Here is a 13,846-nt window from a genome sequence, read left to right as displayed (position 1 = left end):
CTCAAGCCTCCACAGGGGTAATCAGTTTATTCGGAACGCCGCTGATCGAGCCGGCACCCATGGTGATGACAACGTCGCCGTCGCGCACCACATTCATGACGGCGGCCGGCATGTCGGCGATCGCCTCGACAAAAATCGGCTCGATCTTGCCGCCCACGCGCAGCGCATGCGCCAGCGCGCGGCCATCGGCGGCCACCACGTGCGCTTCACCGGCGGCATACACCTCGGACAGCAGCAGCACGTCGGGCGTGCCGAGCACCTTGACGAAGTCCTCGAACAGGTCGCGCGTGCGCGAATAGCGGTGCGGCTGGAACGCCAGCACGATGCGGCGGCCCGGGTAGGCGCCACGCGCGGCGGCCAGCGTCACTTCCGTCTCGACCGGATGGTGGCCGAAATCGTCCACCAGCGCGAAACTGCCGCCGCCCGGGATACTGATGTCGCCGTAGCGCGTGAAGCGCCGGCCCACGCCATGGAACTCCGCCAGGCCCTGCTGGGTCGCACTGTCGTCGATGCCGATTTCGCGCGCGATGGCAATCGCCGAACAGGCATTCTGCACATTATGCATGCCGGGCTGGTTGAGGATGAACTGTGTATCCGGATAGCCTTCCTGGACCACCGTGAAATGCATCTGCAGGCCGATGGCGCTGGCATTGACCGCGCGCACCTGGGCCGCTTCGGAAAAGCCGTAGGTGGTGATCGGCTTGGTCACGAACGGAATGATGTCGCGCACATGCTGGTCGTCGATGCACAGCATCACGCGGCCATAGAACGGCAGGCGGTGCGTAAAGTGCACGAAGGCCTGCTTGAGCTTTTCGAAATCGTGCTCGTAGGTTTCCATGTGATCGGCGTCGATATTGGTGATCACTTCGATCATCGGCGTCAGGTTCAGGAACGAGGCGTCCGATTCGTCGGCTTCGGCCACGATATATTCGCCGGTTCCCAGCTTGGCGTTGGCGCCGGCGCTATTGAGGCGGCCACCGATGACAAAGGTCGGATCGAGCCCGCCCTGGGCCAGCACCGAGGCCACCAGGCTGGTGGTGGTGGTCTTGCCGTGGGTGCCGGCGATGGCGATACCGCGCTTCAAGCGCATCAATTCACCGAGCATAATCGCGCGCGGCACAATGGGAATCTGCGCTGCACGCGCCGCCACCACTTCCGGATTGTCGTCCTTGACGGCGGTCGAGGTGACCACGGCGTCGGCGCCGAGGATATTGTCGGCGGCGTGGCCGAGCATGACCTGCGCGCCCAGGCTGGCCAGGCGCTGGCTGGCCGCATTGCTGCCCAGGTCCGAGCCGGACACGCTGTAGCCAAGGTTCAGCAGCACTTCGGCGATGCCGCTCATGCCGCTGCCGCCGATGCCGACGAAGTGAATGTTCTTGATTTTATGTTTCATGTTCTTGTTTCAATTCTGTCTGTCGATCCTGCCAGTTGTTCGAGTACATCCGCGATTGCTTCATTGGCGTTGCGTTTGCCGACCGCCAGCGCGGCGGTCGCCATGGTGCGGCAGGCGTCGCGGCTAAGGCCTTGCAGCAGCTGCGCCACGCGCTGCGCGCTCAATTCCGTTTGCGGCAAATGGATTGCCGCCTTCTGTTTGTCCATCCACTGCGCATTGTCGCGCTGGTGGCTGGTGGTGCTGGCCACGAACGGCACCAGCACGCTGGCCACCCCCGCCGCCGTCAGTTCCGACACCGTGATCGCGCCGGCGCGGCAGATCACCACGTCGGCGGCTGCGTAGGCGCCGGCCATGTCGTCGATGAAGTCGACCACGTCGGCCGTCACGCCGGCCTTGGCGTACGATTCGCGCAGCGCATCGATATTCTTCTTGCCCGACTGGTGTGTCACGTGCGGGCGCTGTTCTTCCGGCAGCAGCGCCAGCGCGGCTGGCACGCTGTCGTTCAATACCTTGGCGCCCAGGCTGCCGCCGACCACCAGGATGCGCAGCGCGCCGCTGCGGCCGGCGAAGCGCTGCGGCGGCGCCGTCATGGCCAGGATTTCCTTGCGCACCGGGTTGCCGGTGACGATGGCCTTGGCGGCGGCGCTGCCGAAATCGGCGGGAAAGCCGAACATCACTTTGCTGGCCAGCGGCGCGAGCGTCTTGTTGGACAACAGCAGCGCCGCGTCGGCATTGACCAGCGCCAGCGGCACGCCGGCAAAGCGCGCCATCATGCCGCCCGGGACGCACACGTAGCCGCCCATGCCGAGCACCACGTCGGGCTTGCGCTGCTTGATGAAACGGCGGCAAGCCACGAAACTGGCCGCCATCTTGAACGCACCCGTCACGCTGTGCTTCAGGCCCTTGCCGCGCATGCCCGAAAAATCGATGCTGTCGATCGCGATGCCGCTCTTGGGCACGAGGTCCTGCTCCATGCCGTGCGAGGTTCCGAGCCAGCTCACGTCCCAGCCGCGCTGGCGCATGGTCTGGGCGATCGCGATCCCCGGGAATATATGCCCGCCGGTGCCGGCCGCCATGATCATCAAGCGCTTCATGGCCGTCCACCCCTCATCAACACACGGTTTTCATAATCGATACGCAGCAAAATCGCCAGTCCGACGCAGTTAATCAAGACGCCCGAGCCGCCATAGCTCATCAACGGCAGGGTCAATCCCTTGGTCGGCAGGATGCCCAGGTTCACGCCCATATTGATGAAGGTCTGCGCTCCGATCCAGATGCCGATGCCTTTGGCGGCCAGGCCGGCGAAGATCTGGTCGATGGCGATGGCCTGGCGTCCGATATCGAAGGCGCGCTTGACCAGCCAGTAGAACATGGCGATGACGACCAGCACGCCGGCCAGGCCGAGTTCCTCGCCGATGACGGCCATCAGGAAATCGGTATGCGCTTCGGGCAGGTAGTGCAGTTTCTCGACGCTGGCGCCCAGCCCCACGCCGAACCATTCGCCGCGCCCAAAGGCGATCAGCGAGTGGGTCAGCTGGTAGGCCTTGTCGAGCGCATTGCCTTCCTTCCAGGGGTCCAGGTAGGCGAAAATGCGCGCGCGCCGGAATGGGGAAAAGAAGATGATGGCGCCGAAAATGGTCACCAGCAGTGCGCCGATGCCGCCGAACCAGACCGCGTTGATCCCGCCCAGGAACAGGATGCCCATGGCGATGCAGACGATCACGCCGAACGCGCCCAGGTCGGGTTCGAGCAGCAGCAGCAGGCCCACCATGCCGATCGCGCCGGCCATCGGCAGGAAGCCCTTGGTCAGCTTGTGCATGTATTCCTGCTTGCGCACCGTGTAATCGGCGGCGTACAGCACGGCCGCGATCTTCATCACTTCGGACGGCTGCAGCTTGAACAGTTTCAGGTCCAGCCAGCGCTGCGCGCCGTTGACCGAGAAACCCACGTGCGGCACCAGCACCAGCACCAGCAGCGCCAGGCTGCCGACGAACATGACGGACGCGTAGCGCTGCCAGAGCGCGATCCGGATACGGAATACGAAGTACCCGGCCAGCATCGAGACCATGATGAAGATCGCCTGGCGTTGCAGGAAGTAGGTCGTTTTGTAGTTTGCGTACTTGGGCGAATCGGGCAGCGCGATCGAGGCCGAGTACACCATCACCATCCCGAACAGCATCAGCAGCACGGTGACCCAGACCAGCAGCTGGTCGTATTCCATCATTTTCGACGGGCGTGTGCGGTCCCCGGACAAAGCGTCCGAAGCCGACCCGGCGAACGAGAATGGAAACTGGAAGGCCATCAGAGATCCTGTCCTTTTTCCAGCGCCAGTTCGCGCACGGCGTCAACGAACACCTGGGCGCGGTGGCCATAGCCGGTGAACATGTCGAAGCTGGCGCAGGCCGGCGAGAGCAGTACGCAATCGCCGGCCTGCGCCAGCGCGGATGCGCGCCGCACCGCTTCAGGCAGGGTCGCGCAATCGATCAACTCGACCCCGGACGGCTCGATGGCGGCGCGCAGCAGCGGCGCGTCGCGCCCGATCAGCAGCACCGCGCGCACGTAGCGCGAGCACGGTTCGGCCAGCGGTTCGAACTCCTGGCCCTTGCCGTCGCCGCCGGCGATGAGCACGATTTTCTGCGCTTCGCCGCCGAAGGCCTTGCCCAGGCCAGTCAGCGCAGCCACGGTGGCGCCCACGTTGGTGCCCTTGCTGTCGTCGTAGTAATCGATGGCATCGATGGCGGCCACCAGTTCGACCCGGTGCGGTTCGCCCTGGTAGTCGCGCAGGCCGTGCAGCAGCGGCGCGAACGGCAGGCCGATGGCGCGGCACAGGGCCAGCGCGGCCAGCGCGTTGGTGGCGTTGTGCAGGCCGCGGATACGCAGCGCGTCGGCCGGCATCAGGCGGCTGATCGTGCACGGAACGACTTCCGCAGGTTCATTTTTCTTGCGTTTCTTCTCGCTCTCTTCGCCGGCCACGGCCACGGTCAGCCACAGCACCCCGCGTTCGTTGTGCAGGCCGAAGCTGTCGGCTTCCTTCGGCTCGCCCGTGCCGAAGGTGCGCACCTCGGCGCCCGGTGCGGCCATGCGCGCGACGAGCGGGTCGTCGCGATTGAGCACGCGTACCGTCGATAGCCCGAAGATGCGGGCCTTATCAAAGCCGTAAGCGTCCATGTCGCCGTGCCAGTCCAGGTGGTCCTGGGTGATGTTCAATACCGTGGCGGCATCGGCGCGCAGGCTGAAGGTCGAATGCAGCTGGAAGCTGGACAGCTCCAGGATCCAGGCTTGCGGCAGGGCCTCGCCTGCGCCCGCGTCCTGGTCCAGCACCTCGCGCAGTACGTCGAGCGCCGCCGGGCTGATATTGCCGGCCACGCGGGTCGACAGGCCGGCGCGCTGGCACAGCAAACCGGTCAGGCTGGTGACGGTGGTCTTGCCGTTGGTGCCGGTAATGGCGATGACTTTCGGCGCATAGGCGCGTTCGTCCCTGAGCGCGGCCAGGCCCTGGGCGAACAGTTCGATTTCGCCCCAGACCGGAATGGCGCGCGTCTCGGCGGCCGGCACGATGGCGGCCAGTTCGCGCGCGGGCGCCAGGCCCGGGCTGACGGCGACGAAGTCGATGGTGTCGAGCAGCGCTTCATTCAGCTCGCCGCCGATGAATTCGGCGCCCGGCAGGGCGTCGCGCAGCGCTTGCAGGCGTTGCGGCGCTTCGCGCGTATCGGCCACGCGCACGCGTGCGCCGCAGCGCGCCAGCCACTGCGCCATCGCCAGGCCGGATTCGCCCAGCCCGAGGACCAGGGCGTGCTTGCCGGCGTATTGTTCGAGGTGGTTCATCAGCGCAGTTTCAGGGTAGACAGGCCGACCAGCACCAGCATCATCGTGATTATCCAGAAACGCACGACGACCTGGGTCTCTTTCCAGCCTTTTTGTTCGAAATGGTGGTGCAAGGGCGCCATCAGGAATACGCGGCGTCCGGTGCCGTAGCGCTTCTTGGTGTACTTGAACCAGCTGACCTGGATGATCACCGAGACCGTTTCGGCCACGAACACGCCGCCCATGATGAACAGGACGATCTCCTGGCGCACGATGACGGCAATCGTCCCGAGCGCGCCGCCCAGCGCCAGCGCGCCGACGTCGCCCATGAACATCTGGGCCGGATGCGCGTTATACCAGAGGAAGGCCAGGCCGGCGCCGGCCATCGCGCCGCAGAAGATCAGCAGTTCGCCGGCACCCGGGATGTGCGGGATGAACAGGTATTTCGAGTAAGTGGCACTGCCGGTCAAATAGGCGAACAGGCCCAGGGCCGAGCCGACCATCACGGTCGGCATGATCGCCAGGCCATCGAGGCCGTCGGTGAAGTTGACCGCATTGCTGGTGCCGACGATGACGCAGTAGGTCAGCGCGATGAAACCCCACACGCCGAGCGGATAGCTGACGGTTTTCACGAACGGCACGATCAGGTCGGCCTTGGGCGGCAGGTCGAGCGAAAAGCCCGACTGCACCCACGCATAGAACAGCTCCCAGACCTTGCCCGGAGTCGGCGCCGACACCGAGAACGCCAGGTACAGCGAAGCGGCGATGCCGATCAGGGACATCCAGAAGTATTTTTCGCCCGAGCGCATGCCTTCCGGGTCCTGGTACACCACCTTGCGGTAGTCGTCAGCCCAGCCGACGGCGCCAAAGCCGAGGGTCACGATCAGCACCGGCCACACCAGGCGGTTCGACAGGTCGCACCACAGCAGGGTCGAGACCCCGATGGCGATCAGGATCAGCACACCGCCCATGGTCGGGGTGCCGTGTTTTTTCAGGTGCGTCTGCGGACCGTCCTGGCGCACGGCCTGGCCGACCTTGAGCGAGGTGAGTTTGCGGATCACGGCGGGACCGGCCACGAGGCCGATCAGCACCGCCGTGATGGTGGCGAACACCGCGCGGAAAGTGATGAAGTTGAAGATTCGCAGAGGACCGAGTTCGTCCTGGAACATTTGTGCGAGCCAGAGCAGCATGTTAGTGGGCTTCCTTACTTGTGTTATGTGATCCGACCAGATGAGCGACGACCCGTTCCATTTTCATGAAACGCGAGCCCTTCACCAGTACAGTCGCGTCAGATTTGCTGCCCAATTGCGTATCGAGTGCTGCCAATAATTCGTCGAACTGCGTGTAGTGCTGTGCGCCCGACGCGGCCATGTGGCGCGTCAGTTCGCCGGTGACGAGCACCGTGTCGATACCGCGCGCGGCCGCGTAGGCACCGATTTCTTCGTGAAACTCGCGCCCTTGCGTGCCTACTTCGCCCATGTCGCCCAGTACCAGGATGCGCGGCGCATGCGCCTGCGCCAGCACGTCGATGGCGGCGCGCACCGAATCCGGATTGGCGTTGTAGGTGTCGTCGATGACGGTGGCGCCGCCGGCAGCCTGCTTGCGCTGCAGGCGCCCGCTGACCGGCTCGAAGGCGGCCAGGCCGCGCGCCACGATATCCGGCGCCACGCCGGCGGCCACGGTGCAGGCGATCGCGGCGAGCGCGTTGCGTACATTGTGCAGGCCAGCCGCGGCCAGCCTGACGACGAACATGCGCAGCGGCGCGCCGTCGATGCGAATGGTGACATCGAGTTCGCTGCCGAAATCGGCGGCGCGGTGCACGCAGCTCACGTTCGATGCGGCGTCGAGGCCGAACGTGATCGTGCGGCGGCCGGCGGCAATGCCCTGCCACAGCGGCGTGTATTCGTCGTCGCCAGGGAACACGGCCACGCCGTCGTGCGCCAGGCCGGCCAGCACGGCGCCGTTTTCGCGCGCGACCGCTTCGACCGTGTGCATGAATTCCTGGTGCTCGCGCTGGGCGTTGTTGACCAGGCCGATGGTCGGTGCGGCGATGGCGCTCAGGCGCGCGATTTCGCCCGGGTGGTTCATCCCGAGTTCGATCACGGCCGCCTTGTGCGCCGCGCTCAGGCGCATCAGCGTGAGCGGCACGCCGATTTCGTTATTCAGGTTGCCGCGCGTGGCCAGGCGCGTGTCATCGGACAGGCCGGCCGCCAGGATCGCGGCGATCATTTCCTTGACCGTGGTCTTGCCGTTGCTGCCGGTGACGCCGATCACGGGAAGGTCGAACTGCGTGCGCCAGTGATGCGCGATGCGGCCCAGGGCCACCAGCGTGTCGGGCACCACGATGGCCGGCAAGGTCCAGCCGTGCGGCAGGCTTTCCACCACCACGGCGGCGGCGCCGCTGGCGGCCACCTGCGCCAGGAAATCGTGGGCGTCGAAGGTCTCGCCGCGCAGGGCGACGAACAGCGCGCCGGCGCCGGCGCTGCGGCTGTCGGTCGAGACGCTGTCAAAGGAAGCGTCGGCGGTCATGCGCGCGTGGGAAATAGCTGCGACCAGTTGTGCGAGCGTGCCGTGCATCAGTTAGTCCTCATCATGGTCACGCGCGCGGCCAGCGCCAGCGCGGCGTGGTCGGCATCGGAAAACGGCATCTTGCGGCCCTTGATTTCCTGGTATGGCTCGTGGCCTTTACCGGCCAGCAGGATCACGTCCGGCTTGGCCGCATGCTTGATGGCCGACAGGATCGCGGCGGCGCGGTCTTCGATCGCCTGGAAGCGCGAGGTCGGATGGGCCGCATCCATGCCGGCGACGATCTGGGCGATGATGGCGGCCGGCTCTTCGCTGCGCGGATTGTCGCTGGTGACCAGCACGTGTTCGGCGATCTGCGCGATGGCGCCCATCTGCGGGCGTTTGCCCGGATCGCGGTCACCGCCGCAGCCGAACACGCACCACAGCTGGCCGCCGCGTTCGCGCGCGACCTGGCGCAGCGCGCCCAGGGTCTGCTCCAGCGCGTCCGGCGTGTGGGCGTAATCGATCACCACCATCGGCGCGTCCTGGCCGCCAATCTGCTGCATGCGGCCCGGGGCCGGGGTCAGCGCTTCCAGCGCGTCGAGCGCGCTGCGCAGGGCCACGCCCTTGGCCAGCAGCGCGCCCAGTACCGCCAGCGCGTTGCTGATATTGAAGTGGCCGACCAAACGTGTCTTGACCTGGGCGCTGCCGAGCGGCGACTCGAGATGGAATTCGGTGCCCGCATGACGGCTGCGGAACTGCGAGGCGCGCAGCATGGTCACGCCGGCGATGTCGGGCTGGGAGGCCGCGTCGCGCAGGGTGTAGCCGGTCACCGATGGTGCGCCGCCGGTCTGGGAAATCAAGTGGTTGACCAGGCGTTGTCCGGCCGGGTCGTCGAGGTTAAGCACTGCTGTTTTCAATCCTGGCCACGCGAACAGCTTGGCCTTCGCCGCTTCGTAGCATTCCATGGTGCCGTGATAATCGAGGTGGTCGCGCGTCAGGTTGGTAAACAGCGCAACGTCAAAATGCATGCCCAGGGTACGGCCTTGCCCGAGCCCGATGGAGCTTACCTCAATCGCCAGCGCAGTGGCGCCCGCATCGCGCACGGCGGCGAGTTTTTCGGCCAGCAGCACGGCGTCCGGGGTGGTGTAGCCGGTGACGTCGTACTCGACCTCGCCGCGGCCGTTGAACAGGCCCACGCCCAGGGTGCCGATGACGGCGGCCGTCTGGCCCAGGCGCGCAAAGGCCTGGCCGAGCCAGACCGCGCACGAGGTCTTGCCGTTGGTGCCGGTCACGCCGACGGTGAACATGGCGCTATCGGGCATGCGGTGGCAGGCGTGCGCGATCGGGCCGGCGTGCGCTTTCAGGTCGGGCACGGCCAGGTGCGGCAGGCTCCAGGCATCAAGCCAGGCGAAATCGCGCGCGTCGTACACCACGGCGGCGGCGCCCTGGGCGATGGCCTGGGCGATGTAGGCACGGCCGTCGGCGGCGTCGCCCGGATAGGCGAAGAACACATCGCCCGGCTTGACGCGGCGCGAGTCGGACACCAGCTTCGCGCCGGGCGCCGCCTGGGCGATCCAGGCGCAGATTTCCTGTGGATTCAAAGACGGCATTACATGACGCATTACATGACGCATTACATGACGCATTACATGACCTCCCCGGAGCCGTCGTACGGCGCGACGATTTCAGTCACGTCCGAATCGGGCGGAATGTTAAGCGCGCGCAGCGCGTTGGCGGCCAGCGCGGCGAAGGTGGGCGCCGCCACAATGCCGCCGAAGTGGCCGAGCGCGGTCGGTTCGTCGATCATGACGGCGATGATGAAGCGCGGATTCGACATCGGCACCATGCCCACGAAACTGCCGATGTACTTGCGCGGCATGGCGTACTTGCCGTTTTCGACCTTGTAGGCGGTGCCGGTCTTGCCGCCCACGCGGTAGCCGGCGATCTGCGCCTGCTTGGCGGTACCGTGCTGGCCCGAGACCGCGCGTTCGAGCATCTCGCGCATGTCGCGCGCGGTTTTCGGCTTGATGATCTGGCGCCCCACCGGCAGCTCGGTCACCTTCTGGAACGACAGCGGAATGGTGTCGCCATCGCGTGCAAACATCATGTAGCCGCGCGCCAGCTGCAGCAGCGAGACCGAGATGCCGTTCCCGTAGCTCATGGTGGCCTGTTCGACCGGACGCCACGATTTGTACGGACGCACGCGCCCCGCCACCGCGCCCGGGAAACCGAACTTGGGCTGCTGGCCGAAACCGACTTCGGTAAACATCTCCCACATTTCGCGCGCCGGCATGGAGAGCGCAATCTTGGAGGTGCCGATGTTGGACGACATCTCGATGATTTCGGCGACCGAGATCACGCCGTGCGGCTTGGTGTCGGAAATCGGCGCGCCGTTGATCACCAGGCGTCCGGCGCCGGTATCGATGCGGGTGTTGGGCGTGACGCGCCCGGTGTCAAGCGCCAGCGCCACGGTAAACGGCTTGAGGGTCGATCCCGGCTCGAAGGTGTCGGTGATGACGCGGTTGCGCAGCTGCGCGCCGGTCAGGCCCTTGCGGTCGTTCGGGTCGTACGTCGGCCAGTTGGCCAGCGCCAGCACTTCGCCGGTTTTCACGTCCAGCACCACGGCGGCGCCAGCCTTGGCCTTGAACTTGGCCACGGCTTCCTTCACCTGCGTAAAGGCGATGTACTGCAGCTTGCTGTCGACCGACAGGGTCAGGTCGCGGCCGTCGTGCGGCTCTTTCGACAGGCCCACGTCTTCGACGATCTGGCCCAAGCGGTCCTTGATCACGCGGCGGCTGCCGGTGGTGCCGACCAGGGTCTTTTGCTGCGCCAGTTCCATGCTTTCCTGGCCGGCGTCTTCGACGTTGGTGAACCCGACCAGGTGGGTCGCGATTTCGCCCTGCGGGTAGAAGCGCTTGTATTCCTTGCGCGTGTCCAGGCCCTTGATGTCCAGTTTGGCGATCTGCTCGATCACCGGCATTTCCACCTGGCGCTTGAGGTAGACGAAGGTGCGGTCGGAATCGAGTTTCTTGCGCAGCTCGGCGTCGCTCATCTTGAGCAGCGCGGCCAGGGCGCGCAGCTTTTCCGGCGGCGAGGCCAGCACGTCTTCGGGAATGGCCCATACCGCCTTGACCGGCACCGACGACGCCAGCACCTGGCCGTTGCGGTCGAGGATGCGCCCGCGCGTGGCGGGCAGTTCGATGGTGCGCTCGTAGCGCTGCTTGCCATAGCTAATGAGAACGTCTTCGGTGACGGTTTGCAGCCACATGGCGCGCCCGGCCAGCGCAACAAAGGAGGCGAACAGCACGAACAGCACGACGCGCGAACGCCAGGTCGGCAGGCTCACCGCCAGGACCGGGCTTTTCGAGAACGATACGCCTTTCGAGGCCGCTACGCGCGCGCCCGCCGCACCATTGCCACCGCGTTTCATTGCTCCCCTTCCGTCAGGTACTGCGTACGCGCCGGGGTCAGCGGCGTCATGTCGAGCTTGTCGCGCGCGATCTGTTCGATGCGCGCGTTGGTACCCAGGGTCGACTGGTCCAGCTGCAATTGCGACCAGTCGATGTCGAGCTGGCGCGCCTGCTGTTCGAGCTTGCCCAGTTCGATGAACAGGTTGCGCGCCTGGAACTGGGCATTCACCAGCGACAGCGCGCAGCCGACCAGCAGCGCGGCGAGCACGATGTTGATCTTGCCGTTCACGCCGCACTCCGGGCGGGCAGGCGTTCGGCCACCCGCATCACGGCCGAGCGGGAGCGCGGATTGCCGTCGATTTCCAGGTCGGACGGCTTCATCTTGCTGATCAGCTTCATCAGCGGCTGCGGCAGGTCGACCGCGCGGATCGGCAGGCGGCGGTCGGGCTGCTCGACCTTGACCTTGCTGGCCAGGAACTGCTTGACCATGCGGTCTTCCAGCGAATGGAAGCTGATCACGGCCATGCGTGCGCCGGGCGCGAGCATGGCGTAGGCCGCGCTCAAGCCTGTTTCAAGGTCTTCAAGCTCTTTATTGATGAAAATCCGGATAGCCTGAAAGGTCCGGGTGGCCGGATCCTTGCCCTTCTCCCGGGTTTTGACCGCGTTTGCCACGATGCCGGCAAGCTGTCGTGTGCTTGAAATTGGTTCGACTGCCCGGCGAGCAACAATCGCCTTTGCAATCTGAAAAGCAAACCGTTCTTCCCCATAATCGCGAATGACCCTTTCCAATTGTTGTTCAGTCTCGCTGGCCAGCCACTCGGCGGCGGAAACGCCGCGCGTGGTGTCCATGCGCATGTCGAGCGGACCGTCGTTGCGGAAGCTGAAACCGCGCGCGGCGTCGTCCACCTGGGGCGAGGAAATGCCCAGGTCGAGCAGGATGCCATCGACCCGCGCCACGCCGCGCGCGGCCAGCGCCTGCTGCATGGTGGCGAAACTGTCGTGCACGATCTCGAAACGCGGGTCGTCGATCTGGCCCGCCGTGGCGATCGCCTGCAAATCCTTGTCGAAGGCGAACAGGCGCCCGTTCGGACCCAGGCGCGACAGGATCAGGCGACTGTGTCCGCCGCGACCGAAGGTCCCGTCTATATACGTGCCATCGGCACGCGCACCCGTCAGATCGAGCGCATCGACCGCTTCGTCCAGCAACACCGTCCGGTGCTGAAATTCCGGCACCGCCACCACATTCATCATCGGTGCGCCTTAGAAAGAAAAATTAGATAAAACATCGGGCATGCCAGCGGCGACGGCGGCTTGCTCGTCCTCGGCCAGTTTGGCGGCATCCCAGATCTCGAAATGGCTGCCCATGCCCAGCAGCATGACCTCGCGGGTCAGGCCGACGGCGCTGCGCAGCTCGGGGGAAATCAGGATACGGCCGGCGGAATCGAGCTCGACATCGCATGCGTTGCCGAGGAAAATGCGCTGCCACGCGCGGGCCGACATCGGCCAGGCGGCAATTTGCTCGCGGTGCGATTCCCACACCGGACGCGGAAAAAACAGCAGGCACCCGTGCGGGTGGCGGGTAAGCGTAAGGCGGCCTTCGCACTGGACTGCGAGTGCGTCGCGATGCTTGGCGGGAATGGACATCCTGCCTTTCGCATCGAGATTGATTGCGGACGCGCCTTGAAACACGAGTTACCTACTTGGAAAAGTTATTATGAAGTCGGTGTTTTGGCGCCAGGAGCATCATTTCTCTCCCACAAAACTACACTTTTTCACACAGTTGCCCACTTTAGATGAAGCCATCTGGACGGTCAAGCGCTTTCAATCGTGCTAAAAGGGAATTTTGTTAATGAAGTCAAGGACTTAGCGCATTACCTTGAAGGATCTTCAAAGTAAAATATGTCGAAAAATTAGAGACTTAGACAAGACAGTGAATGTTCAACCTCATCTATACACATGGGTTTGCGAGACACAACAAAGCTTAAAATAATTACATCTGCTTACTTTTACGCAACGGATGAGTAAATTGTCCGGCGCGCGCGGTGGAGTGTGGTAGTGGGCTGGATCAAGGGGTGGCGGTGCTGAGCAAATCGGGTTCGCCGCTGTGCGAAAACGCGCCCCGGGGTAGCCGAAACAGGCACACATGCGGGGGAAATGACAGCGGCATGCCGCGCCGCCGGAGAGGCGGAGCGGCAGTGCATCGGCGCCTTGCGCGCCGAATATTCAATGTGAAGCAGGCCGATAGGCCGGATTTTGTTACGGCGACTACCCTTGCAGGCATTCGCTATGACAGCCATTCCTCTAGGCGCCGAATTACTCCGGCGCTCAAGCTCCCTACCCGCACGCTCCGCGAGCCGCCTCAACGCGTGCCTATTTGGGATTGCTCCAGGTGGAGGTTACCGCGTTTCACCGTAACTTAATACGCTCGTCTCTGTGGCCCTATTCCTCGCCTTATACTCCCCGGCTTGCGCCGGTCGGCTTTCAGCGGACGGCCATTAACCGTCACCCTGCTCTATGGAGTCCGGACCTTCCTCCCGCCGACGCATTACGCGCCAGCCAGCGACTGTCTGGCCTGCTTCACCCTGCCATTGTACCGCGCCCCAGCCCTCCGGACAAAAGTTTCCGCTTGTCATCGCGCCACTGATACCAATTTCGGTATCAATCGCGCAAAAAATGTGATCGCGGCAAAGTTACCCAATATACATACGTACTATTAAAATATCGACAATTT

Annotated in this window: 11 protein-coding genes and 1 other RNA gene; all 12 read right to left on the bottom strand. The window is 64.7% G+C overall.

Translation table 11 applies throughout. The features are described from left to right. Position 1 precedes the first annotated feature (1 nt). Positions 2–1,393 carry a UDP-N-acetylmuramate--L-alanine ligase gene (murC, locus tag PO883_RS04545; protein ID WP_289308670.1) on the bottom strand — a complete coding sequence of 464 codons (1,392 nt, stop codon included), beginning with the start codon at positions 1,391–1,393 and terminating at the stop codon, positions 2–4. Continuing rightward, complete coding sequence (murG, locus tag PO883_RS04540) at positions 1,390–2,487, bottom strand: undecaprenyldiphospho-muramoylpentapeptide beta-N-acetylglucosaminyltransferase (RefSeq protein WP_289308669.1); 1,098 nt, start codon at positions 2,485–2,487, stop codon at positions 1,390–1,392. Before murG ends, murC begins: the two co-directional genes overlap by 4 nt. Then, positions 2,484–3,695 carry a putative lipid II flippase FtsW gene (gene ftsW / locus PO883_RS04535; protein ID WP_289308668.1) on the bottom strand — a complete coding sequence of 404 codons (1,212 nt, stop codon included), beginning with the start codon at positions 3,693–3,695 and terminating at the stop codon, positions 2,484–2,486. The genes murG and ftsW overlap by 4 nt, the downstream gene beginning before the upstream one ends. Next, complete coding sequence (murD, locus tag PO883_RS04530; RefSeq protein WP_289308667.1) at positions 3,695–5,218, bottom strand: UDP-N-acetylmuramoyl-L-alanine--D-glutamate ligase; 1,524 nt, start codon at positions 5,216–5,218, stop codon at positions 3,695–3,697. The genes ftsW and murD overlap by 1 nt, the downstream gene beginning before the upstream one ends. Beyond that, complete coding sequence (gene mraY, locus PO883_RS04525) at positions 5,218–6,387, bottom strand: phospho-N-acetylmuramoyl-pentapeptide-transferase (RefSeq protein WP_289308666.1); 1,170 nt, start codon at positions 6,385–6,387, stop codon at positions 5,218–5,220. The genes murD and mraY overlap by 1 nt, the downstream gene beginning before the upstream one ends. Before the next feature lies 1 nt (position 6,388). After that, on the bottom strand, positions 6,389–7,774 hold the full coding sequence (murF, locus tag PO883_RS04520) for a UDP-N-acetylmuramoyl-tripeptide--D-alanyl-D-alanine ligase (protein WP_289308665.1): 1,386 nt from the start codon (positions 7,772–7,774) through the stop codon (positions 6,389–6,391). Then, positions 7,774–9,315: a UDP-N-acetylmuramoyl-L-alanyl-D-glutamate--2,6-diaminopimelate ligase gene (locus tag PO883_RS04515; protein WP_289308664.1), complete on the bottom strand. Its 1,542-nt coding sequence runs from the start codon at positions 9,313–9,315 to the stop codon at positions 7,774–7,776. Before PO883_RS04515 ends, murF begins: the two co-directional genes overlap by 1 nt. Positions 9,316–9,350: 35 nt before the next feature. Continuing rightward, complete coding sequence (locus PO883_RS04510) at positions 9,351–11,135, bottom strand: penicillin-binding protein 2 (RefSeq protein WP_289308663.1); 1,785 nt, start codon at positions 11,133–11,135, stop codon at positions 9,351–9,353. Further along, positions 11,132–11,404, bottom strand: a complete 273-nt coding sequence (gene ftsL / locus PO883_RS04505; protein ID WP_167088340.1) for a cell division protein FtsL — start codon at positions 11,402–11,404, stop codon at positions 11,132–11,134. Before ftsL ends, PO883_RS04510 begins: the two co-directional genes overlap by 4 nt. Further along, positions 11,401–12,363: a 16S rRNA (cytosine(1402)-N(4))-methyltransferase RsmH gene (gene rsmH / locus PO883_RS04500; RefSeq protein ID WP_289308757.1), complete on the bottom strand. Its 963-nt coding sequence runs from the start codon at positions 12,361–12,363 to the stop codon at positions 11,401–11,403. The genes ftsL and rsmH overlap by 4 nt, the downstream gene beginning before the upstream one ends. A gap of 12 nt (positions 12,364–12,375) precedes the next feature. Next, positions 12,376–12,804: a division/cell wall cluster transcriptional repressor MraZ gene (gene mraZ, locus PO883_RS04495; RefSeq protein WP_289308662.1), complete on the bottom strand. Its 429-nt coding sequence runs from the start codon at positions 12,802–12,804 to the stop codon at positions 12,376–12,378. 537 nt (positions 12,805–13,341) lie between these two features. Then, positions 13,342–13,694, bottom strand: an RNA gene (gene rnpB, locus PO883_RS04490) — RNase P RNA component class A. Positions 13,695–13,846 lie beyond the last annotated feature (152 nt).

It is taken from the genome of Massilia sp. DJPM01 (assembly GCF_030348125.1).
GTDB lineage: Bacteria > Pseudomonadota > Gammaproteobacteria > Burkholderiales > Burkholderiaceae_D > Telluria_A > Telluria_A frigida.
The sequence above is the reverse complement of the archived record's forward strand: the minus strand, read 5'-3'. Positions and strand labels throughout refer to the sequence as shown.

What these genes read in the sequence shown, in the direction of transcription:
- murC (WP_289308670.1), bottom strand. Translation starts at nt 1,393, where the DNA reads ATGAAACATAAAATCAAGAACATTCACTTCGTCGGCATCGGCGGCAGC.
- murG (WP_289308669.1), bottom strand. Translation starts at nt 2,487, where the DNA reads ATGAAGCGCTTGATGATCATGGCGGCCGGCACCGGCGGGCATATATTC.
- ftsW (WP_289308668.1), bottom strand. Translation starts at nt 3,695, where the DNA reads ATGGCCTTCCAGTTTCCATTCTCGTTCGCCGGGTCGGCTTCGGACGCT.
- murD (WP_289308667.1), bottom strand. Translation starts at nt 5,218, where the DNA reads ATGAACCACCTCGAACAATACGCCGGCAAGCACGCCCTGGTCCTCGGG.
- mraY (WP_289308666.1), bottom strand. Translation starts at nt 6,387, where the DNA reads ATGCTGCTCTGGCTCGCACAAATGTTCCAGGACGAACTCGGTCCTCTG.
- murF (WP_289308665.1), bottom strand. Translation starts at nt 7,774, where the DNA reads ATGCACGGCACGCTCGCACAACTGGTCGCAGCTATTTCCCACGCGCGC.
- PO883_RS04515 (WP_289308664.1), bottom strand. Translation starts at nt 9,315, where the DNA reads ATGCCGTCTTTGAATCCACAGGAAATCTGCGCCTGGATCGCCCAGGCG.
- PO883_RS04510 (WP_289308663.1), bottom strand. Translation starts at nt 11,135, where the DNA reads ATGAAACGCGGTGGCAATGGTGCGGCGGGCGCGCGCGTAGCGGCCTCG.
- rsmH (WP_289308757.1), bottom strand. Translation starts at nt 12,363, where the DNA reads ATGAATGTGGTGGCGGTGCCGGAATTTCAGCACCGGACGGTGTTGCTG.